Source organism: Microbacterium terregens (genome assembly GCF_039534975.1).
Lineage (GTDB): Bacteria > Actinomycetota > Actinomycetes > Actinomycetales > Microbacteriaceae > Microbacterium > Microbacterium terregens.
The window spans coordinates 3364954-3386058 of the sequence record NZ_BAAAWH010000001.1 but is presented as its reverse complement, the minus strand read 5'-3'; the positions used below and the strand labels follow the sequence as shown (position 1 = coordinate 3386058).

The 21105-nt window shown below is 68.4% G+C and carries 19 protein-coding genes and 1 tRNA gene; 13 read left to right on the top strand and 7 right to left on the bottom strand.

The annotated features are described in order from the left end of the window. Nucleotides 1–62 precede the first annotated feature (62 nt). The 4 genes from ABD655_RS15785 to ABD655_RS15770 form a co-directional block, all read right to left on the bottom strand. Complete coding sequence (locus ABD655_RS15785) at nt 63–1082, bottom strand: ABC transporter permease subunit (RefSeq protein ID WP_344715401.1); 1020 nt, start codon at nt 1080–1082, stop codon at nt 63–65. Further along, nucleotides 1079–2128, bottom strand: coding sequence for an ABC transporter permease (locus ABD655_RS15780; RefSeq protein ID WP_344715399.1), 1050 nt, complete (start codon nt 2126–2128; stop codon nt 1079–1081). The genes ABD655_RS15785 and ABD655_RS15780 overlap by 4 nt, the downstream gene beginning before the upstream one ends. Continuing rightward, nucleotides 2125–3660, bottom strand: a complete 1536-nt coding sequence (locus ABD655_RS15775; RefSeq protein WP_344715397.1) for a sugar ABC transporter ATP-binding protein — start codon at nt 3658–3660, stop codon at nt 2125–2127. The genes ABD655_RS15780 and ABD655_RS15775 overlap by 4 nt, the downstream gene beginning before the upstream one ends. A gap of 130 nt (nt 3661–3790) precedes the next feature. Then, complete coding sequence (locus ABD655_RS15770) at nt 3791–4783, bottom strand: ABC transporter substrate-binding protein (protein WP_344715396.1); 993 nt, start codon at nt 4781–4783, stop codon at nt 3791–3793. Between the two features lie 268 nt (nt 4784–5051). Here ABD655_RS15770 and ABD655_RS15765 point away from each other — a divergent pair, with 268 nt between their 5' ends. The 5 genes from ABD655_RS15765 to ABD655_RS15745 all read left to right on the top strand — a co-directional run bounded on the left by ABD655_RS15765 (nt 5052) and on the right by ABD655_RS15745 (nt 11080). Continuing rightward, on the top strand, nt 5052–6059 hold the full coding sequence (locus ABD655_RS15765) for a LacI family DNA-binding transcriptional regulator (protein ID WP_344715395.1): 1008 nt from the start codon (nt 5052–5054) through the stop codon (nt 6057–6059). Nucleotides 6060–6173: 114 nt separating this feature from the next. Continuing rightward, the gene (locus tag ABD655_RS15760; RefSeq protein WP_344715394.1) at nt 6174–6899 is read left to right on the top strand and encodes an L-ribulose-5-phosphate 4-epimerase; all 726 of its coding nucleotides are present in this window, start codon (nt 6174–6176) and stop codon (nt 6897–6899) included. Next, complete coding sequence (locus ABD655_RS15755) at nt 6896–8482, top strand: xylulokinase (RefSeq protein ID WP_344715393.1); 1587 nt, start codon at nt 6896–6898, stop codon at nt 8480–8482. The genes ABD655_RS15760 and ABD655_RS15755 overlap by 4 nt, the downstream gene beginning before the upstream one ends. Before the next feature lie 59 nt (nt 8483–8541). Then, nucleotides 8542–10053 (top strand): L-arabinose isomerase, encoded by a 1512-nt coding sequence (gene araA / locus ABD655_RS15750; RefSeq protein WP_344715391.1) that lies wholly within the window; start codon nt 8542–8544, stop codon nt 10051–10053. Nucleotides 10054–10075: 22 nt separating this feature from the next. After that, a complete protein-coding gene (locus ABD655_RS15745; RefSeq protein WP_344715893.1) occupies nt 10076–11080 on the top strand; it encodes an aldose 1-epimerase family protein in 1005 nt (334 codons plus the stop codon). A gap of 656 nt (nt 11081–11736) precedes the next feature. On the opposite strand, the gene ABD655_RS15740 is transcribed toward ABD655_RS15745, so the two are convergent. Both ABD655_RS15740 and ABD655_RS15735 read right to left on the bottom strand, forming a co-directional pair. Further along, nucleotides 11737–11934 (bottom strand): hypothetical protein, encoded by a 198-nt coding sequence (locus ABD655_RS15740; RefSeq protein WP_344715390.1) that lies wholly within the window; start codon nt 11932–11934, stop codon nt 11737–11739. Between the two features lie 218 nt (nt 11935–12152). Continuing rightward, nucleotides 12153–13664 (bottom strand): DEAD/DEAH box helicase, encoded by a 1512-nt coding sequence (locus ABD655_RS15735; RefSeq protein ID WP_344715388.1) that lies wholly within the window; start codon nt 13662–13664, stop codon nt 12153–12155. Between the two features lie 350 nt (nt 13665–14014). Here ABD655_RS15735 and ABD655_RS15730 point away from each other — a divergent pair, with 350 nt between their 5' ends. Next, nucleotides 14015–15112, top strand: coding sequence for a fatty acid desaturase family protein (locus ABD655_RS15730; protein WP_344715386.1), 1098 nt, complete (start codon nt 14015–14017; stop codon nt 15110–15112). A 60-nt stretch (nt 15113–15172) separates the two neighbouring features. Here ABD655_RS15730 and ABD655_RS15725 read toward each other — a convergent pair whose 3' ends face one another. Further along, entirely contained in the window at nt 15173–16033 is an 861-nt protein-coding gene (locus ABD655_RS15725; RefSeq protein ID WP_344715385.1) for an SDR family NAD(P)-dependent oxidoreductase, read from the bottom strand. Between the two features lie 78 nt (nt 16034–16111). Between ABD655_RS15725 and ABD655_RS15720 the strand changes: the two genes are divergently transcribed. The 7 genes from ABD655_RS15720 (at nt 16112) to ABD655_RS15690 (ending at nt 21098) form a co-directional block, all read left to right on the top strand. Then, nucleotides 16112–16693: an asparagine synthase gene (locus tag ABD655_RS15720; protein WP_344715383.1), complete on the top strand. Its 582-nt coding sequence runs from the start codon at nt 16112–16114 to the stop codon at nt 16691–16693. Between the two features lie 6 nt (nt 16694–16699). Next, nucleotides 16700–17107, top strand: a complete 408-nt coding sequence (locus tag ABD655_RS15715) for an MmcQ/YjbR family DNA-binding protein (protein ID WP_344715381.1) — start codon at nt 16700–16702, stop codon at nt 17105–17107. An 86-nt stretch (nt 17108–17193) separates the two neighbouring features. Further along, nucleotides 17194–17266 (top strand) — tRNA-Arg (locus ABD655_RS15710). Between the two features lie 395 nt (nt 17267–17661). Next, nucleotides 17662–18618 (top strand): ABC transporter substrate-binding protein, encoded by a 957-nt coding sequence (locus tag ABD655_RS15705; protein ID WP_344715379.1) that lies wholly within the window; start codon nt 17662–17664, stop codon nt 18616–18618. Between the two features lie 35 nt (nt 18619–18653). Beyond that, nucleotides 18654–19475, top strand: coding sequence for an ABC transporter permease (locus ABD655_RS15700; protein WP_344715377.1), 822 nt, complete (start codon nt 18654–18656; stop codon nt 19473–19475). Nucleotide 19476: 1 nt separating this feature from the next. Then, nucleotides 19477–20289 carry an ABC transporter permease gene (locus tag ABD655_RS15695; protein ID WP_344715375.1) on the top strand — a complete coding sequence of 271 codons (813 nt, stop codon included), beginning with the start codon at nt 19477–19479 and terminating at the stop codon, nt 20287–20289. Then, on the top strand, nt 20286–21098 hold the full coding sequence (locus ABD655_RS15690) for an ABC transporter ATP-binding protein (protein WP_344715373.1): 813 nt from the start codon (nt 20286–20288) through the stop codon (nt 21096–21098). Before ABD655_RS15695 ends, ABD655_RS15690 begins: the two co-directional genes overlap by 4 nt. The last annotated feature ends 7 nt before the right edge of the window (nt 21099–21105 follow it).

Here is a 21105-nt window from a genome sequence, read left to right as displayed (position 1 = left end):
GCCGAGGAGTCCGCGACCGCGCTGTCCGGGCGTGGCGTCACCTCTCTCCGCGCCACCGCGGTCTATCTGCGTCTCTGCGACCTGGTGACGATCACGCGCTGGACGACGATGAACAGCAGGAGCAGCGCTCCGATGATGATCTGCGTCCACGCCTGCTCGGCGCCCATGAACGAGATCACCTTCTTGATCGTTCCGTAGACCAGCACGCCGATCAGCGATCCGAGGACATAGCCCGTACCACCGGTAAGAAGCGTTCCTCCGATGACGACCGCGGCGATGGCGTCCAGCTCGGTGCCGATTCCGTTGCGCGGATACCCGGCGCCCGAGTACGCGGTCAGGAGCAGCCCGGCCAGCCCGCCACACACGCCGCTGATGACATAGACCAGGATCTTCGTGCTTGCGACGTTCAGCCCCATGAGCCGCGCCGACTGCTCGCCGCCGCCGATCGCGTAGACCGTCCGCCCGAAGCGGGTCCACAGCAGTACGTACGCGGCGATCGCGACCGCCACGAGCGCGATGATGCCCGTCGGGGTGATGTACCAGCCCGCGACCTGGAACCTGGTCCGCTGCAGCCAGAGAACCATCGGGTCCTCGACGCGGATCGAAGAGAGACTGACCACGAACGCGAGTCCGCGCGCCAGGAACAGCCCGGCCAGAGAGGCGATGAACGGCTGCACGTTGAAGTAGTGCACCAGGATCCCGATCAGCAGCCCGATCAATGCGCCCGAGACCAGCATGATCGGCACAACCACCGCGGCGGGCAGGCCCTGGGAGAGCAGACTGGCGCCCAGGATGCCGGTGAAGGCCATGACCGAGCCGACGGAGAGGTCGATGCCGCCGGTCAGGATGACGAAGGTCAGCCCCACCGCCAGAACGACGAGGTACGCATTGTCCAGCAGCAGTGCCGAGAGGTTTCCCGGGCTGAGGAATTTCGGGAACCGGGCTTGCGCGCTGATCAGGAGCACGATCAGGATCGCGAGGGCGGCGAAGGTCGGCATGAGCGAGGCGCGCCTGCTCATGAAGGTCGCGTAGCGGGATCGCGAGCCGGTGCGACGCGGTGCGAGATCGAGACTCTTCGTCATGACGCCACCCCCGCTCGGTCGCGGGAATCGGACCCGCTTCTGCTCCGGGCGGCGTTGATCGCGCTGCGGCCCCAGCTGTGCAGCCGTGGGGATTGGACGAGCACCACGATGATGACGACGAGTGCGAAGAAGACCGGGCTCTGTGCCGAGGGCACGCCGAGAAAGAGGATGGTCGCCTCCAGCGTCTGGATCGTGAGCACGCCGATGACGGTTCCGGCGATGGTGAATTTGCCGCCCATCAGCGAGGTGCCACCCAGTACGACGGCGAGGATGGCATACAGCTCGATGAACAGGCCCGCGGCGTTGGCATCCGCCGCCCGGATGTTCGAGCTGTAGATGATCCCCGCGATACCGGCCAGCAGGCCGCTCGCGGCATAGGCGCTGAAAACGATGCCGCGGGCGCGCACGCCCGCCAGTCGGCTGGCTTCGGGGTTGATGCCCACGGCCTCGGTGAGCACACCCAGCGCGGTACGTCGTTCGATGAGGGCGATGGCGGCGATCGCCGCGAGCGAGATCAAGAACGCGAAGGGCAGGCCGATCAGGTAGCCGGTCGCGATGAATTCGTACGGCGCGCTGTTCACGGTGGTGATGAAGCCCTCGGTGATCAGCAGCGCGACTCCGCGACCGGCCAGCATGAGCACGAGAGTGGCGATGATCGGTTGGATGCCGACGACGGCGACCAGGAATCCGTTCCATACGCCGAGTACCAGTGCCACGACGAGCGCGACGACCAGCGCGAGGAGTACGGTGCCGAGGCTCCCCGCCTCGGGGGCGGCGTCGATGATCGTCAGGGCAACGGCGCCCGAGACGGCCATGATCGCGCCGACGGAGAGGTCGATGCCGCGCGTGGCGATCACGATGGTCATGCCCAGGGCCACGAGCATCAGCGGTGCGCTGTTGCGGAGGATGTCGATCAGCGCCCCGTACAGCTCACCGTTTCGCACCGTGACGAGGATGAACTGGGGCCTGGCGATGGTGTTGATGGCGATGAGTGCGACCAGCGCGACGACCGGCCAGAACAGCCGATGCTTCACGATCGTCTTCATGCGACGCTCTCTTCTCTCTTGTTGGCGATGTACTCGATGAGGTCATCGATCGACACACCACTGGAATCGAGCTCGCCGATCTTGCGTCGGTCGCGCATGACGACGACGCGCTGCGCCAGACGCAGCACCTCCTCCAGCTCCGAGGAGATGAAGACGACCGAGAGTCCCTGGGCGCTGAGTTCGGCGACCTTGCGCTGGATGTCGGCCTTGGCTCCGACGTCGATGCCTCGCGTCGGCTCGTCCAGGACGATCAGTGTCGGCGCCGTCGCCAGCCAGCGGGCCAGCAGCACCTTCTGCTGGTTGCCGCCCGAGAGGTTGCCGGCCAGCATGCCCGGCGCGGCAGGCCGGACCCCGAGGGCGGCCATGTACTCCGCGACGACGGCATCCGCTTCGGCACGGCTGACCCTGCGCATCGCGCCGCGTCGTGCCTGGATTCCGAGGACGATGTTCTCGGCGACGGTGAGGTCGGCGATGATGCCTTCGGCGCGCCGGTCCTCCGACGAGAACGCGATCCGGTTCTCGATCGCATGCCGCGGAGTGGTGTGCCTGGTGGTTCTGCCCCTCACCTCGAGCTGACCGGAGTCTGCCCGATCGGCACCGTAGAGCAGGCGGACCAGTTCGGTACGACCTGAGCCGAGCAGGCCTGCGATGCCGACGACTTCGCCGTCATAGACCGCGATGTCAGCGGGTTCCAGCACGCCGCGGCGACCGACGCCGGTCGCCTGCAGGACGGGGGTGCCGGTGCGGTCGATCGCCCGATCGGCCACCGAGGCGAGCGCGGCGAGTTCGTCGAGCTCGCGGCCGATCATCTTCGTCACCAACGCGCCGCGCGGAAGCTCGTCGATCGCGTACTCACCGACCAGCTGTCCGTTGCGCAGGACGGTGATCCGATCGGATATCTCGTACACCTGGTCGAGGAAGTGGCTCACGAACAAGATCGCGACTCCTCGTCCGCGCAGGTCGCGGATGACGCTGAAGAGCTGCTCGACCTCACCGCGATCGAGGCTCGACGTCGGCTCGTCCAGGATGAGAGCCTTCGCGTCGAGAACCATGGCACGGCCGATGGCGACGAGCTGCTGGACGGCGATCGAGTGGCTGGAGAGCATCGACTGCGTGTCCAGGGCCAGCCCGAGGTTCTCCAGGTGCGCCGCGGCTTCGCGATGTGTGGCTTTCCAGTCGATTCCGCCACCGCGGCGCGGCTCGTGTCCGAGCATGACGTTCTCGCCGACCGAGAGGTTCGCGCACAGATTGACTTCCTGGTACACGGTCGAGATTCCGGCGCTCTGCGCATCCGCCGTGCTGCTGAAGCTGCGCGGCCGGCCGTTGACGACGATCGTCCCCGCATCCACCGAGTAGACGCCCGTCAGCGCTTTGATGAGGGTCGATTTGCCGGCGCCGTTCTCGCCCATCAGTGCGTGGACCTCGCCGGGGCGAAGAGAGAAGTCGACGGCGTCCAGCGCGAGCACGCCGGGGAATCGGATCGTGATCCCGGTCATCTCGACGACCGGGGGGACGGCGGTGTCCGCGGGCATGGTGACTCAGCTGCCTTTCCGAGCTTCTCGTCCGCACGCCGGCCGGGGGACCTGAGGGGTCCCCCGGCGGCGTGCTCTTGACCTACCTTGGTACAGGATCGGTCGGTCGATACAGGTGATTCGCGTCGCGTCAGTACAGGCGGTCGTCGAGGACCTCGGCTGCCTGCTCCTGCGTGAAGGTCTGGTCGCTCACGTAGACCTTCTTCTCGACCTCATCGCCGGCCAGGACGTCCTTCACGAGTCCTGCCGCCAGTTCGCCCAGAAGCGGGTTGCATTCGACGATGAAGTTGATCTTGCCGTCGACGAGTGCCTGCATCCCGTCCTTGACCGCGTCGATCGAGACGATCTGGATGTCCACGCCCGGCACGGCGCCGGCGGCCTCGATCGCCTCGATCGCGCCGAGGGCCATGTCGTCGTTGTGCGCGTACACCAGGTCGATCCCGTCGGCGCCGTACTTCTGGAGGAAGCCCTCCATGACCGTCTTGCCGCCGTCGCGGGTGAAGTCCCCGGTCTGCGAGTCGATCTTCTCGATGGCGGTTCCGTCGATCGCCTCGTCGAATCCTTCCGCTCGATCGTTGGCCGGCGCGGAGCCGGTGGTTCCCTCCAGGACGACCATCTTGGTCGGGGTGTCGCCGAACGTCTCGGCGGCCCACTCGCCCGCCATGACGCCCTCCTTCTTGAAGTCAAGGCCAACCCAGCTGGCGAACAGGTCGTCCGAAGATGAGACCGTGCGGTCTTCGAGGATGACCGGGATCTCGGCATCCGCGGCCTCCTGCAGGACGTCGTCCCAGCCGTCTTCGACGATCGGGGCGATCACGATCGCGTCGACGCCCTGGTTGATGAAGTCGCGGACAGCGGCGATCTGGGCCGCGGTGTCGTTGTCGGCGGCGTTGAAGGTGAGCTCGAAGCCGTTCTCGGTGGAGAACGCCGTCTTCATCGACTCGGTGTTGGCACTGCGCCAGCCCGATTCCGAACCCGTCTGCGCGAAGCCGACCGTGATCAGTTCGTCACCGCCACCGCCGTCGCCGCCCTCACTGCTGCCGCCACCTGAGCTGGCACAGCCCGTCGCCACGAGCGCCAACGCTGCCAGCAGGGCACCGCCGGCGAGAATGTTCTTTCTCATAACCACAAACCTCCTCGTTCGGGTCCGGCACCGCTGCCGGTTGGTGCCGCCGCGTCGCGGGCGGCGGCGTGACTGAATGTTAGCCTTCACATTCGCTGGGTGCGCAAGATGTTAGCGGTAACATTTCGGTAACGCAGGGGCTCTCCCTGACCTGGATGGAGCCATCCGACCACGGTCGCCGCGCGTGCCCGAGTGAGCGATCACATCCGTGCGCTGGGTGCGCGCCCGTCGGGTCGGAGGTCGGGTCTCGCGCGGCTAGCCTGGGCCCATGAGTGAATCCGCGTCCTCCCGGTCATCGGAGCGCGTGGGCGTACGCGACGTGGCCCGTGCCGCCGGGGTCTCGACGCAGACCGTCTCCCGCGTGATCAACGATCACCCCGGCATCCGCGAGGAGACCCGTCAGCGCGTGGTCGATGCCATGGCCGCGCTGGACTACCGCGTCAACAATGCCGCGCGCGCGCTCGGCACGAAGCGCACCCGCACCATCGGCATCCTCGCGTCTGACGCGAACATGTATGGACCGGCGATCGGCATCCTCGCCCTCGAGGCTGCGGCCCGCGCCGCCGGACGCTGGATCACTGCGGCGTACGCGGACGCCGGGGATCCGGCATCCGTCGTCCACGCCGCCCGGCACCTGTCCGCGCAGGGTGTGGACGGCATCGTCGTCGTGGCCCCGCATGCGCGCACTCTTGCCGCGATCGGGTCGGCGGGGGTCGGCGTGCCCGTCGTGGCGCTCCACGGCCCTGATGCGTCGGAACTGCAGCGGGACGCCGCGAGAATCGCCGTCGATCACCTCGTCGAGGCCGGGCACGCGCGGATCGCTCACCTCGCCGGTCCGGAGGAATGGCTGGAAGCTCAGGCGCGAGCCGAGGGCTTCGATGCCGCGATGAACGCGCACGGGCTCGCATCCGCCGGCGTCTGGCGGGGGGACTGGAGTGCCGCGTCGGGGATGAGGGCGGCGACCGAGATCGCCGCGGCGATCCGCGCCGGCGAGGGTCCCACCGCCGTCTTCGCCGGGAACGATCAGATGGCGCTGGGGCTCATCGCCGGTGTCGTCGATGCGGGGCTGTCCGTTCCCGACGACGTGAGCATCGTCGGTGTCGATGACAACCCGGATGCCGCGTTCTACCGCCCCCCGCTGACCACGGTGCGCCTGGACGTCGCGGGCGAGGCGGCGCGTTGCATCGCGCACGTGCTCGCCGAGCCGCAGGCCGCGGCATCCATCGCCATCGCCGCGCCCGAACTGATCGTGCGCCGGAGCGCTCGCCGCGTGTGAGGTCCGCCAACGCGGTGAGCCGAGTGGCGTGCGAAGGATGTTACCGGTAACATGCTTCGCAGCCGTATGCCGGCGTCTCGTGGCGCCGCTCCCACGTCCCAATGGAGGGTCCGCGTGACGACTTTCAGCCCCGAGCTCGAGACGACCATCGCCGGTGTGCGCAGCGACGTCGCGCGACTGCATGGCGAACTGGTCCGCTACGGGCTCGTCGTATGGACTGGGGGCAACGTCTCAGGACGCGTGCCCGGCGCCCCTCTCTTCGTGATCAAGCCGTCGGGCGTCGCGTACGACGATCTGGCACCCGAGAACATGATCCTGTGCGACCTCGACGGCGCGGTCGTCCCGGGTACACCCGGCAGCGAGCGTGGTCCGTCGAGCGACACCGCCGCGCACGCGTACGTGTACCGGAACATGCCCCAGATCGGCGGGGTCGTGCACACCCACTCCACCTATGCCGTGGCGTGGGCAGCCCGCGGCGAGGAGATCCCGTGCGTGATCACCGGGATGGCCGACGAGTTCGGCGGGCCGATTCCGGTCGGCCCATTCGCGATGATCGGCGACGACTCGATCGGCCGCGGCATCGTCGATACGCTCCGCGGCCACCGCTCCCGTGCGGTGCTGATGCAGAATCACGGCCCGTTCACGATCGGCGTCTCGGCGGAGGACGCCGTGAAGGCGGCGGTCATGTGCGAGGACGCCGCGCGAACCGTCCACATCGCTCGCGAAGCCGGACCCCTCATCCCCATCCCGCAGGACAGGATCGATTCGCTCTTCCGGCGCTATCAGAACGTGTACGGCCAGGCGACCGATGACCGCCGTGCTCTCGAGGAGCCGCGATGAGCGCCGAGGCCATCCGGGCCGGACGGACCTCGCTGGGCATCGAACTCGGATCGACGCGCATCAAGGCGTGCCTGATCTCCAGTGATGACGGGGCCGATGTCCTGGCCGTCGGCAGCCACGAGTGGGAGAACCGCTTCGAGGGCCGCGTGTGGACGTACTCCCTCGAAGACGTCTGGTCGGGGGTTCAGGCCGCCTACACCGGAATGCTCGAGGATCTCCAGCGGCGACATGGCGAGCGTGTCGAGACGATCGGCGCGATCGGGGTCTCCGCGATGATGCACGGCTACCTCGCGTTCGGCGACGACGACGAACTGCTCGTGCCCTTCCGCACCTGGCGCAATACGAACACCGGGCGGGCGGCATCCGAGCTGTCCGAGGCGTTCGGGACCAACATTCCGCTGCGATGGTCGATCGCGCACCTTTATCAAGCCGTCCTCGATCGTGAGCCGCATGTCGCCCAGGTGCGGCGCATCACGACGCTCGCCGGTTACGTGCACGAGCGCCTCACCGGCCGCTCGGTTCTCGGGGTGGGCGATGCGTCGGGGGTGTTCCCCATCGACTCGGCCACGAGGAACTACGACGCGGGGCTGCTGCGGCGCTTCGACGCGCTCGTGGCGGATGCCGCGCCCGAGGTTCGGCTCGTCGACCTGCTCCCCGAGGTGCTCGTGGCGGGGCAGCCGGCGGGCGAACTCACAGCGGCGGGCGCCGCCCTTCTGGACCGTTCCGGCCGTCTGCGCCCCGGCATCCTGTTGTGCCCACCGGAAGGTGACGCGGGCACCGGGATGGTCGCCACGAACGCGGTCGCCCCACGCACCGGCAATATCAGCGCAGGGACGAGCATCTTCGCGATGACTGTGCTGGAGCGGCCCCTGGACGAGGTGCACCATGAGCTGGATCTGGTCACCACGCCCGCAGGCGACCCGGTGGCCATGGTCCACTGCAACAACGGCGCGAGCGAGCTCGCGGCGTGGGTGGGGTTGTTCGGCCGGTTCGCCGCCGCGGCAGGCAACCCGATCGGCCCCGACGAGGTGTTCGACCTCCTGTTCCGCGAGGCTCTCCAGGGCGAGCCGGATGCGGGCGGCCTGCTGGCGTACAACCACCTCGCCGGCGAGCCCATCGCCGGGCTCGACGAGGGACGGCCCCTGTTCGTGCGCACGCCCGACAGCCGCCTCTCGCTGCCGAATTTCATGCGTTCGCAGCTCTACGGCGTCTTCGCGACGCTCAGCCTCGGAATGCGTGTCCTCGCGGGCGAGGGCGTCACCATCGACCGGATGTATGCCCACGGCGGCATGTTCCGAACCGCGGGTGTGGCGCAGCGGCTTCTCGCCGGGATGCTCGACGCGCCGGTCGCGGTCGGCGACACGGCGTCGGAGGGTGGGGCGTGGGGGATGGCCGTGCTGGCCTCGTACCTCGGCCACGCCGCACGCAGCGATCTGACCGGATACCTGGAGGGGCGCGTGTTCGCCGGCGCCGGCATCCATGTCGTCGAACCGCAGCCCGAGGACGTCACCGGATTCGCGTCCTACATCGAGCGCTACCGCGCCGGTCTGGCCGTCGAGCGCGCGGCGGTCGAGCACCTCTGAGCCCGAATGAACGCAGCACCAGCCGCTCCTGCGGGAGCGATCGACCGAGGAGAAATGCGATGACCCGCACCCCCCTGAACACGACCCTCGACGGCTACGAGGTCTGGTTCGTCACCGGCAGCCAGAGCCTCTACGGCGAAGAGACGCTGCGGCAGGTGGCAGCGCAGTCGCGAGCGGTCGCCGACGGTCTGGGCGGCCTCCCGGTGACCGTCGTGTGGAAGCCGGTGCTCAAGGACCCGGACGGCATCCGCCGCCTCGCGCTCGAGGCGAACGCCCGCGATGACGTCCTCGGGATGATCGCCTGGATGCACACGTTCAGCCCGGCGAAGATGTGGATCAGCGGCCTGGACGCGCTGCGGAAGCCGCTGCTGCATCTGCACACGCAGGCCGATGTCGAGCTGCCCTGGGCCGACATCGACTTCGACTTCATGAACCTCAATCAGGCCGCGCACGGCGACCGCGAATTCGGCTACATCCAGACGCGTCTCGGTGTGTCCCGGAAGACGGTCGTCGGACACGTCAGCAATCCCGTGGTGCGGCGGCAGATCGAGGACTGGCAGCGCGCGGCCGCCGGATGGGCGGCCGTCCGCACCCTCAAGCTCGCCCGCTTCGGCGACAACATGCGTTACGTCGCCGTCACCGAGGGCGACAAGACCGAGGCCGAACTGCGCTTCGGAGTTCAGGTGAACACGTGGGGTGTCAATGAACTGGTGGAGGCAGTGGAGGCCGCGTCGGACGTCGACGTCGACGCGCTCGTCGCCGAGTACGAGGACCTGTACGACGTCGCTCCGGAGCTGCGCGTCGGGGGAGCACGGCACCAGTCGCTGCGTGACGGTGCGGCCATCGAGCTGGGTCTGCGATCGTTCCTGGAAGGGGGCGGCTTCGGCGCGTTCACCACGTCGTTCGAGGACCTCGGTGCGCTGAAGCAGCTGCCCGGCCTCGCCGTCCAGCGCCTGATGGCCGAGGGATACGGCTTCGGTGCCGAGGGCGACTGGAAGACCGCGATCCTCGTTCGTGTCGCGAACGTCATGGGCACGGGCCTGCCCGGCGGCGCCAGCCTGATGGAGGACTACACGTATGACCTGGTCCCGGGCCATGAGCGGATCCTCGGCGCTCACATGCTCGAGGTCTCGCCGTCGCTGACGACCGCGAAGCCGCGCCTCGAGGTGCATGCTCTCGGCATCGGGGGCAAGGAGGACCCGGTGCGTCTGGTCTTCACGGCGGATCCGGGTCCTGCGCTCGTGGTCGCCATGAGCGACATGCGCGACCGGTTCCGCCTGGTCGCGAACGTCGTGGAGAACGTCACGGCCCCCGATCTGCCGAACCTCCCCGTGGGCCGCGCCGTGTGGAAGCCCGAGCCGGACTTCGCCACCAGCGCGGCGTGCTGGCTGGCTGCCGGGGCGGCCCACCACACCGTCATGACGACCGCCGTCGGAATCGAGGTGTTCCGGGACTTCGCCGAAATCGCCAAGACCGAGCTGCTCGTCATCGATGAGGCCACGACCGTGCGCGACTTCCAGAAGGAGCTTCGCTGGAACCAGGCGTATTATCGACTGGCCCAGGGCTTCTGATCCGTCCGTGGGCACCTCTCTTATGCGCACAGTTCTCTCAGGTACCCAGCACGCCCTGCGGGCGGGGGATTACGAGGCGGTCATCGCCAGCGTCGGGGCATCCCTGCGCTCCCTCACGTTCGGCGGACGCGACCTCGTCGTCCCCTATGACGCCGATCAGGTCCGCCCGTCATATCGGGGTGCGACCCTCGCGCCGTGGCCCAACCGCATCGTCGATGGTCGCTACAGCTTCGCGGGCGCCGAGCGGCAGGTGCCGCTGACCGAGCCGGCGCGCCACCACGCGCTGCACGGCCTGGCAGCGTGGCTCGACTACCAGCCGATCGACAAGGGCCCGAGCCACGTCACTCTCGCCGCGACGATCGAGCCGCAGACCGGGTACCCGTGGCGCGTCCTCGTCGCGACGACGTTCTCCCTCGGTCCGGACGGCCTGACCCAGTCCGTGCGGGCGACGAACGAGAGCCCGGATGCCGCGCCGTGGGGCACCGGACCGCACCCGTACCTGGTGGCCGGGCCTGGAAGCGTCGACGAGTGGACCCTCGAGCTGCCCGCCCGGGACGTCCTCGCCGTCACCCCGGATCGCCTCATCCCCGTCGAGCTGCGCGCGGTCGATTCCGACGACCCCGGGCGTTTCGACTTCCGCGAGGCCCGCCGGATCGGCACGGTCGAACTCGACCATGCATACACCGCGCTGACGCGCGACGAGGCGGGATTCGCCGCGGTCCGCCTCACCGTCCCCGGGCCCTCTCCGGACGCCGCCAGTGCGTCGCCCGGAGCCTCGGGGCGCGAGGGCATCGCAGCCGGTTCCGGGGTCGAGATGGTGTGGGATGCTGCGTGCCCCTGGGTGCAGATCCACACCTCGGACAAGGGAGCTGGCGTGCCGGGTCACCGAGCAGGCCTCGCTGTCGAGCCGATGACCTGCGCGCCCGACGCCTTCAACGCCGCGTCGTACGACTACGACACCGGTCTGCTCGTGCTCGACCCGGAAGCGTCGGCCGAGGCATCCTGGCGCATCGCCGCCATCTCCTGACGCCGTCGGCGATCCTCCGCCCGGGTGCGCGCATCTGCGATGCGCGCCTGGGGTGATGCTCGCCTGAGCGCGATGCTCGCCTGTCACGACACGCCGGTCACGCCTGCGGATCGCGACAGGTGAGCGGGGCTGCAGACCGCGACAGGCGAGCGGGCCCGCGTGATGCTCGCCTGTCACAACATGCCGGGTGGGCCTGCCGATCGTGACAGGCGAGCGGGCCCGCGCGATGCTCGCCTGTCACGACACGCCGCCCGCGCCTGCGGATCGCGACAGGTGAGCGGGGCCGCGTGATGCTCCCGTGAGGGCGATGCTCGCCTGTCACGACACGCCGGCCGCGCCTGCCGATCGCGACAGGCGAGCGGGTCCGCGCGATGCTCGCCGTCACGACACGCCGCCCACGCCTGCCGATCGCGACAGGCGAGCGGGTCCGCGCGATGCTCGCGTGAGGGTGATGCTCGCCTGTCACAACATGCCGGGTGGGCCTGCAGATCGCGACAGGTGAGCGGGGCCGCGCGATGTTCGCCTGTCACAACACGCCGGCCGCGCCTGCCGATCGCGACAGGCGAGCGAACGGAGAACGGCAGACAGAAGGCCCCGGAGTCTTCTCCGAGGCCCTCCGCGCTTCGCCACGACCGAGCCGGGCGGGTCGGCGCGCGTCAGCTCTTGCGCATCTTCTCCTTGAGAGAGTTCCGCGTCTCAACGGAATCGCGTTCGGCTTCCGCCTTCTTCACGTCTGCGTCCGCCTTCGCCTCGTCGATCTTGTCGCCGATCGCGTCAGTGGTGTCTTCCCACTTGTCCTGGATCTTGCGTCCGGCGGTCTCGGCCGTCTCTTTGGCGTCATCCATGAATCCCATGTGCGCCTCCTTTCGTGAAGGTAACGGTGCGAGGCTACGCTCCCAGCCTCCGCGCAGCGGGGGGTTGCGCGCGCTGAGGCGGGACGCTAGGGCAGCAAACCCCGCCGGGCGGATCGCCGCGGTGGTCGACACGCTCGCCACGTAGGTCGCCCGCGCCCGCGGAACGCGGAACGGCCGGGCGGAAGAATCCGCCCGGCCGTTCACTTCGTTGCTGTGGCTCAGCCGCGCGGGGCGCCGGAGCGCGTTCCGTTGTGCTGCGCGCGACGGTTGCCCGTCGGGCGGGCGGCCTGGCCGGCGCGCGGGTTGTGCGCGGCGGCGGCGGGCTGACCGGTACCGGTCGAGTACACGGGACGCCCGTGCTGGGCTGATCCCGACGCTGCGCGATCGCGTCCCGCGGCACCGCCCGTGGCGTTGCGTCCGGAGGCACCGCCGGTGGCGTTGCCGCCACGGCCCTGACCGCCACGGCCCTGGCCGCCGCGACCCTGCGAGGTCTGGCCGGTCCGCGGCTTGGAGGACCGCTGGACCTCGGGCTGGATCGGCGCCGGGCGGACGTGTTCGGCCCGCTCGCCGACGAGCTCGGAGATCGGCGCGGACTCGGCGTTGACCTGCTCGAGGGGGGCCTGGATGCCGGCCTTGCGAAGGAGGTCCGCCACGTCCCTGCGCTGCGAGGGGATCACGACGGTGACGACGGTACCGGCGGCGCCGGCACGCGCGGTGCGACCCGAGCGGTGCAGGTACGCCTTGTGCTCCATCGGCGGGTCGACGTGAACGACCAGTTCGACATCATCGACGTGGACACCGCGGGCGGCGACGTCGGTCGCGACCAATACGCGCACGCCACCCTTGGCGGCATCGGCGCCGAACGCCGCGAGGTTGCGCTCGCGGGCAGCCTGCGACAGGTTGCCGTGCAGATCGACGGCCGGGATGCCGGCTGCCGTGAGCAGCTTGGCGAGCTTCTTCGCCTGGTGCTTGGTACGGGTGAAGAGGATACGACGGCCACGGCCGGCGGCGAGGTGCCGGACCAGCGCCGGCTTCTCGTCGTCGCTGATCATGAACACGCGGTGAGTCATCTCACCCTGCGGGACGCTCTGGTCGTCCACCTCGTGGCGCACCTCATCGCGCAGGAAGCGCTTCACGAGGCCGTCGACACCGCGGTCGAGCGTCGCGCTGAACAGCATGCGCTGGCCGCCCTGCGGGGTGGCCGCGAGGATGCGGGTCACGCCGGGCAGGAATCCGAGGTCGGCCATGTGGTCGGCCTCGTCGAGCACGGTGATCTCCACGCGGTCGAGCCGCACGACGCCCTGCTTCATGAGGTCTTCGAGCCGGCCGGGGCAGGCCACGACGATGTCCACGCCATTGCGCAGCGCCGTTTCCTGCGGCTTCTGGCTGACGCCGCCGAAGATGGTGGTGACGGTCAGGCCGGCGGCCGCCGCGAGGGGCTGGACGGTGGCCGCGATCTGCGTCGCGAGCTCACGCGTCGGTGCGAGGATCAGGCCGCGGGGGCGGCTGGTGGTGCGACTGGCGGCGAACGCGCCGGAGAGCCGCGCGACGAGGGGGAGTGCGAACGCGATCGTCTTACCGCTGCCGGTGCGGCCGCGGCCGAGCACGTCGCGACCCGCGAGCGAGTCGGGCAGTGTGTCGCGCTGAATGGGGAAGGCCTCGGTCTTGCCTTCTGCGGCGAGAACGTTGGCCAACGACGTGGGCACGCCGAGGTCGAGGAAAGTAGACATAGAACAGCTTTCAGGCTGGGCACGCCGCAGGAAGGGCGTTGAAGGGGCGACGGCGCGGGTTCGCGCATCGGTTCGCCGTATGTAAAGAGCCGCGGCAGGAAAGCCGAGGAGCGTGACAACGACGCTGGGCGGAGCGAACCGCCGCATCCACGCTAGCACGCCAGGATGCGCATCCCCTGTGCGCGCGACAGAGCCATATGTCAACCCCCCGTAGCACATTCCCGGGCGCGCATGTGCCGACGCGTAGGGTAGGGACCAGCGATAGGCGCCCGCCTTTGGCTCTCCGCCCCTCCCGCCCCGCGGGATCCCCCGATCTGGCAGGTGTCGCAATCACTACAGTCTCCGCACCCGTGTCCACCCTCGGCGCCGTACGTCAGACGTACGCCCGCAAAGAGGACTTCCCGCCCATCACGCAGGCCTACACGAAGGTGTCGCAGGTTGTGCGCGAAACCGGCCTTCTCGATCGTGCACCGTGGTTCTACATCCTCGTGGGCACCGCGATCGCGCTGGGTTTCGGTGGGGCGATCACCGGATTCATCCTGCTCGGCGACAGCTGGTTCCAGCTGCTGATCGCCGCGGCCCTCGGCATCCTGTTCACGCAGGTCGCGTTCCTCTCTCACGAGGCCGCCCACCGCACGATCTTCACGTCCGGCAAGGCGAACGATCTTCTGGCGCTCATCCTCGGTAACGGCATCGTCGGCATGAGCCGCGACTGGTGGGGCTCCAAGCACACTCGCCACCACGCCAACCCGAACCGGGTCGGCAAGGACCCGGACATCGAGATCGACACCATCCGCTTCCTCGAGGAGGACGCTGTCAAGGTCCACGGGGCGATGAGCTTCATCACGCGCCGTCAGGGCTGGCTGTTCTTCCCGCTGCTCACGCTCGAGGGACTCAACCTGCACTACATCGGTCTGCGCCACCTGCTGGACTTCCGCCAGCCGATCAAGGGCCGCTGGCTCGAGCTGGGCCTGATCGCGCTCCGCTTCGCGGTCGTGCTCACCCCGATCTTCGTCTTCCTGCCCCTCGGTATGGCGTTCGCGTTCCTGGGCGTCCAGCTCGCCGTCTTCGGCGTCTACATGGGTGCCGCCTTCGCGCCGAACCACAAGGGCATGCCCATCATCGACGCCGACGCGAAGCTCGACTTCTTCACCAAGCAGGTGCGGACGTCACGCAACGTCTCCGGCGGCTGGTGGGCGACGTGGCTCATGGGTGGACTGAACTACCAGATCGAGCACCACCTCTTCCCGAGCATGCCCCGCCCGCACCTCGCGCAGGCCCGCGAGATCGTGATCGAGCACTGCAAGACGCTCGACGTGCCCTACACCGAGACGACTCTCCTGAAGTCCTACGGAATCGTCATCCGGTACCTCAACGAGGTCGGGCTTGCTGCCCGCGACCCGTTCGAGTGCGGCATCGTCGCGAAGTTCCGCACCAAGGGAGTCTGACCGCCGCGCGGACTGACCTTCGCGCACTTTCGACGCCGATCGCCCGCTGTGCTCCGAGCACTAGGCGATCGGCGTCGTCGTGTCTGTAGCCGCCCGCAGCGGCCGACGCATCGCGCGCCAGTACCGTGTCGGCGCCAGCCTGGCCAGAAGGTCGACCAGCCGCGCTTGTCTTCCGATGAGCGTGCGAGCTCTGCGCCGCACCGTCGCCTCGACGACGCGATACGCGGCATCCCTCGGATCGGTGTGATACATCTGAGCCTGGGCCTCAGCTGCTCTCTGGGCGACGGCCGGATCGATGGCCGCGGCGAAGCGGCCGTGCAGGATGATGCCCGTCTTGACGCCGGCCGGGTAGACGGCTCCGACCGTCACCGCGGAACGCTCCAGCTCGTGCCGCAACGACTCGGTGAAGCCGCGCACCGCGAACTTGCTCATCGCGTACGGGACGCGCCCCGCCGGTGCCGCAAGCCCATAGATGCTGACCAGATGCGTGATGTGCGCGGCCGGCTCCCGTCGCATCGCCGGCAGCAGCGCCTGGGTGATGCTCACCGTCGCCCACAGGTTCACGTCCATCAGCCAGCGCATCTCCTCCATCGTCAGCTGGCTGATGTTCCCGAGCATGGACGAGCCCGCGCAGGTGATCAGAGACTGCACGTGCGGGTGGGATGCCGCGATGTCTGCCGCGAGGGCGAAGACGGCTGCGTCATCGGTGAGGTCGAGCGCATGGGTGGTGTGGCCGGTACCGGAGAGTTCATCGGCCAGCGCACTCAGGGCGACAGCATCCCGGTCGATCAGGGCGAGCCGCGCACCGCGGCGATCGAGCTCCCGGGCTATCTCGGCGCCCATCCCGTTGGCGGCGCCGGTGATGACGCTCGTCTTGCCCCGCACATCGAGGCGCCGCGTCCTGGCCACCTGCTCCTCCACCCGATCGTCCTCGTCCGATTCTCGCCGACTTCGGGGTGGCGCCGCTGACGGTAACCTCGTCGTGAGGGGGTGCGGTGTATGGGAAAGACCTCCGATGCCGTTTTCGAGGGCGTGTCGATCGCGTCGGCTGCGGCGCGCTTGGCCGTGCGCAACCACATCCTGGTCGAGACGATCGCCCACGACGCGCAGTTCGAGGCGGAGGTCGTTGCCGCCTACGCGCGAGAGACGCTGATCGCGCTCGCCGAGGAGCAGGAGGCGGCCGCGGATCTCGCACGTCGCCAGCGCAAGACCGCGTGGGGCAAGTTCTCGGACCCGGACAGCACGCACGACTACCGAGATCGCGACACCCGCAACCTGCGCAAGCGCGACAAGCAGTACCGCGCTGTTGCGCAGGAGCTGCGCAATCGCGCCGCCGACTCCGAGGCGGTCGGCGAACTCGTCGAGCAGGCACGGGATGCCGCGTGGGGCGACGTCGAAGCCAATCTTCAGCGCAGACTGCATGTCGAGGGCATGCGCTCCGACACCGATCCCGAATACGAGACGATGCGCGGCGCGCGCATGCAGGCGCTGCGGCTCGTGGATCTGCCGCGGCTGGCCGCCCACCGTCGCCGGCTGTCAGCGGGGGAGACCCTTCAGGCGGCCGAGCTCGAACGGGAGTGACGTGCCGTGGAGACCGAGCCGCATCCGCTGCGTTATGAGTCGGACGCTCCGCTGGTCGAGCGGATGCGAGCGCTCTGCATGCGCTACCCCGAAGCGGCTGAAGTCGTCGCGCACGGCCGCTTCACGTTCCGCGCCGGCAAGCGGCAGTTCGCGATCGTCGGGGCGGCTCACGATGATCGGGACGCGGTGGAGTTCGTGCCCGATCCACTGGAGCGCGAAGCGCTGCTGGAGCGAGCGGACGTGTTCGTGCCGCCGTACGAGGGCGCGTATGGCTGGCTCGCCATTCGGGTGGACTCGGATGCCGCGGACTGGGACCTGATCTCGGAGCTGCTGGATGCCTCGTACCGTCGCGTCGCGCTCGTCCGCCAGCTCCGAGCGCTGGACGCGGACCCCGTCGTGCCTCTCAGCGACTGACCCCGGCGGGTTCATCTCGGCTCGATTCGGCGTGAGCGGGATGCTGGGGTATTCTGGACGCTGGTTTGCACGCGAGTGCGCACCATGCGCCCGTAGCTCAATGGATAGAGCATCTGACTACGGATCAGAAGGTTGGGAGTTCGAGTCTCTTCGGGCGCACACTGTGTTGAGACAGTGATTTGGGAAAGAGTGTCGGGAAACCGGCACTCTTTTCTGTTTCTGCCTGCCGCCGCCCACGTCCTGCACCGCCGGTAGCCCCTCCCCGCCGTCCACGAAGACGGGGCGAGCGAGCGTCACCGACTCGCGACCAGACGCGGGCCGGCGGGTCATTCGCGCAGCGCCCGCGAGGTATTGGGAACACCAATGGAGCGCATCGGTGAACCCGCCTTCCCTGATGGCTCCGGTGCCGCCGATAGTGGGAGTTAGGTCGCGGTGGTCCCACCCCGCCCAGCAGCAGATGACGCATCAAAGGAGATGAAATGGAACATCACCGACCACTTCGCAGACTGCGTGGTGCCGCGCTGGTCACAGCAGCAGCACTCATCGTCTCGGTCATGGCAGGTTGTTCGAGTCCCTCAGCACCGGCCGGAAATACCTCCGCCACTCCCGCGGCGAGCGCCGAAGAGGAACTGATCTCCATTCGCGTTGCGCGCGGCGCGGTGAACCTCGAGAGCGCAATCATCGCTCAGGAGCAGGGCTTCTTCGAGCAGGAGGGCCTGGAGGTCGATCTGCAGGTCACCGGTGGCGGTGGTGGTGCGGCGACAAACTCCGCACTCATCGCCGGCGAGTTCGACATCGCCGCGACGGACGCGGTCACCGCGATCCGCGCGATCAACGAGCGGATGCCGATCCTCGTCGTCGCCGGTACCAAGTCGGCCAAGCCGGATTACGAAGGCGAGGTCTCGGATGGCCTGATCGTCCCGCCGGGAAGCACGATCACCGACTGGAAGGACCTCAAGGGCAAGAAGGTCGGCGTTCCCGAGCTCGGCGGCCTGCCGTACCTGACGGTCGTGACGGCGCTGGAGGAGAACGGCGTGAGCCTCGACTCGGTCGAGATCGTTCCGGTGCCCATGGACGCGCTCGTCGCCGCCGCTCAGAACGGGCAGGTGGACGCGGTCTTCACGTTCAGCATCTTCATGCTCTCAGCGCTGGATGCCGGCTTCACCCGCGTCGGTACCGGTGTGCGGGAGTTCCTTCCCTACGCGCCGCAGTCGCTCTGGGTATCGACCGTCGAGTTCGCGGAGAAGAACCCTGAGGCGCTGGAGCGTTTCCGCGCGGCCCTGATCCTCGGCACGGAGTATGGGAACGAGAACCCTGACGCAGTGCGCAAGGTCTACCACGAGAACACGGAGCTTCCTGCTCCGTTCATCGACAACGTGATGATCCTCGAGCCGCTCGATGTGACGTTCAACCCGAAGGGCTGGGATGTCGTGCTGCGCGGGATGAAGCAGGCCGGCGAGGTGCGGGAGGACCTGACCGTCGAGGACATCGTCTGGGAAGGGGCTCGCTGAGACCGGGTTCGGTTTCCGGGCGGGGGTGAATCAAGATGACGTGGACTCAAACCATTCGTTCGAGCGCAGCGGCGACGCAGCGCGCAAGCGCGTCGCGCGGCGTGATGCTCTGGCGCGTCGGTGTCTTCGTCGCCGGGATCGCGCTGTGGGCGATGATCGCCGCGGTGGATATCGTTCCGGCAGGTCTTGTCCCCGCCCCCTCCGCTGTGGTAGTGGCCCTGGCCCAAGAAGTCGTCACGGTCGGCTATTGGCAGGCACTGGCGCTGACGCTGTGGGGAGCCCTGACCGGGCTCCTCGCAGCCGCGGTGGTCGGCATCACGATCGGTGTCATCACGGGGGCGTCGGCCGCAGCTGAGCTGTCCACGCGCTTCCTGGTCGACTTCGGACGCGCGTTCCCCGCGGTCGCTCTCATCGCCGTCCTGGTGCTGATCCTCGGTCGCGGCGTCGAGCTGAAAGCCGTGCTGGTGTTCGTGGCCGTCGTCTTCCCGATCATCCTGCAGACGCAGCAGGGGGTGCGCCGTGTCCCAACGTCAGTCATCGAGACCGCGCGCGCGTTCCGCGTCCCCCGCGCGTTGCTCGTGCGCAAGGTCATGCTGCCGAGCGCGACGCCGTCGATCCTGACCGGGCTCCGGCTGGGCGCTTCGGTGGGGATCCTGGTGGCGATCGCCACAGAGGTGCTCAGCGGCTCGCCCGGAATCGGCAACCAGATCACGGATGCTCAGATGGGGGCAAACTCCGCGCTGTCGTTCGCATACATCGCCACCGCCGGTCTCCTCGGATACGCCGTGAACGCCGGGCTCGAGAAGCTGCAGTCCACCCTCCTGAAATGGCGTCCGGCGATGGGCGGGGATGAGTGACATGAAGATCAAAACGTACGGTCCCGTCGCGACCATCCTTCTGCAGGCATGGCTGCCCATCGCCCTGGTGGCGCTCTGGTTCGTCACCTCGGCGGCCTCCACTTCGGTGTTCTGGCCCTCGCTTTCCACCATCCTCCAGACAGTGGTCGATTGGGCCGCGTCGGGCGAGCTGTGGACAGACCTGATCTTCAGCTTCGGCAACTACTTCGCCGCGCTCGCCCTCGCGATCGTCGTGGGGCTGGGATTCGGGCTCGCCATCGGTCTGCTGCCACGCGTCGGCGAGGTGCTCTCGCCGTATCTGGACTTCTTCCGGACGCTGCCCATCGTCGTGTTCGTGCCGATCGTCATCCTCGTCCTGGGGGTGGGACGCGGGCCGAAGGTCTTCCTCATCTTCCTCGCATGCGTCTGGCCGATCCTGCTCAACTGCATCGAGGGCGTCCGCTCGATCGCCCCGAGTGTTTTCGAGACCGCGCGCGGATATCGGATCCCGCTCGGATTGCGGATCCGCCGAGTCGTACTGCCGGGCGCAGCTCCGCAGATCGCCATCGGCATCCGTCTGGCTGTGACCATCGGCCTCGTCATGCTGGTCGTGAGCGAGATGTACGGTTCGACCGAAGGCGTCGGCTACTTCATTTTGCAGAGCGGCCAACGGTTCCAGCTCGCAGCCGCGTGGGGTGGCACCCTCCTGGTCGGCGTCATCGGGTGGGCGTTCACCGTGGTCTATGTCCTCATCGAGCACCGGGTGCTCGCCTGGACGCGGGAAGACGCCGACGCGACGCGTCGCGTGAGAGCACTGAAAGGAGACAGCAAGTGACTCATAACTTGACGGCGGAGGTGGCCCTCAGCGCAGTGCACGTGGGCAAGTCCTTCGGCACGGGCGCCGAACGGGTGGCTGTGATCGAGGATCTCCATCTGGACATCCGGTCCGGCGACATCACCTGTCTCGTCGGTGCCTCAGGCGTCGGAAAGACCACGCTTCTGCGGCTGCTGGCCGGGCTGGCGACTCCGAGCACCGGGACCGTCTCCCTCGCGGGCAGCGTGATCACCGAGCCGGTCGAGCAGATCGCCGTCGTCTTCCAGGACTACCGGGGGTCACTCCTGCCCTGGATGAGGGTGGCACAGAACGTGGCATTCCCCTTGGAGGGCCGCAAGGTCGCGAAGGCCGAGCGTCTTCGTCGAGCTCACGAGGCGCTGGAAGTGGTCGGCCTCGCAGAGAGCGCCGACAAGTATCCGTGGCAGCTCTCCGGCGGCATGCAGCAGCGGGTGGCGATCGCGCGCGCGCTGGCGTACGAGGCGCCGATCATGCTCATGGATGAGCCGTTCGGGTCGCTCGACGCCCAGACCCGCTTCGAGCTCGAGGACCTCGTCCTCGGGCTGCGGGACAAGCTCGGGATCACGATCGTCGTCGTCACGCACGACATCGACGAAGCGGTCTACCTCGGCGACCGCGTGGTCGTGCTGGGCGGGCGCCCGTCGCGGATCGTCGACGACGTCGAGGTGCCGCTCGGCCGGGAACGCGACCAATTGGTCACCCGGGCAACTCCGACGTTCGTGCAGCTGCGCACGCGCGTTCTCGAGGAGATCCAACAGCACGGATTGATTCAGCAGGTCGCTGCGGGATGAAGGTACG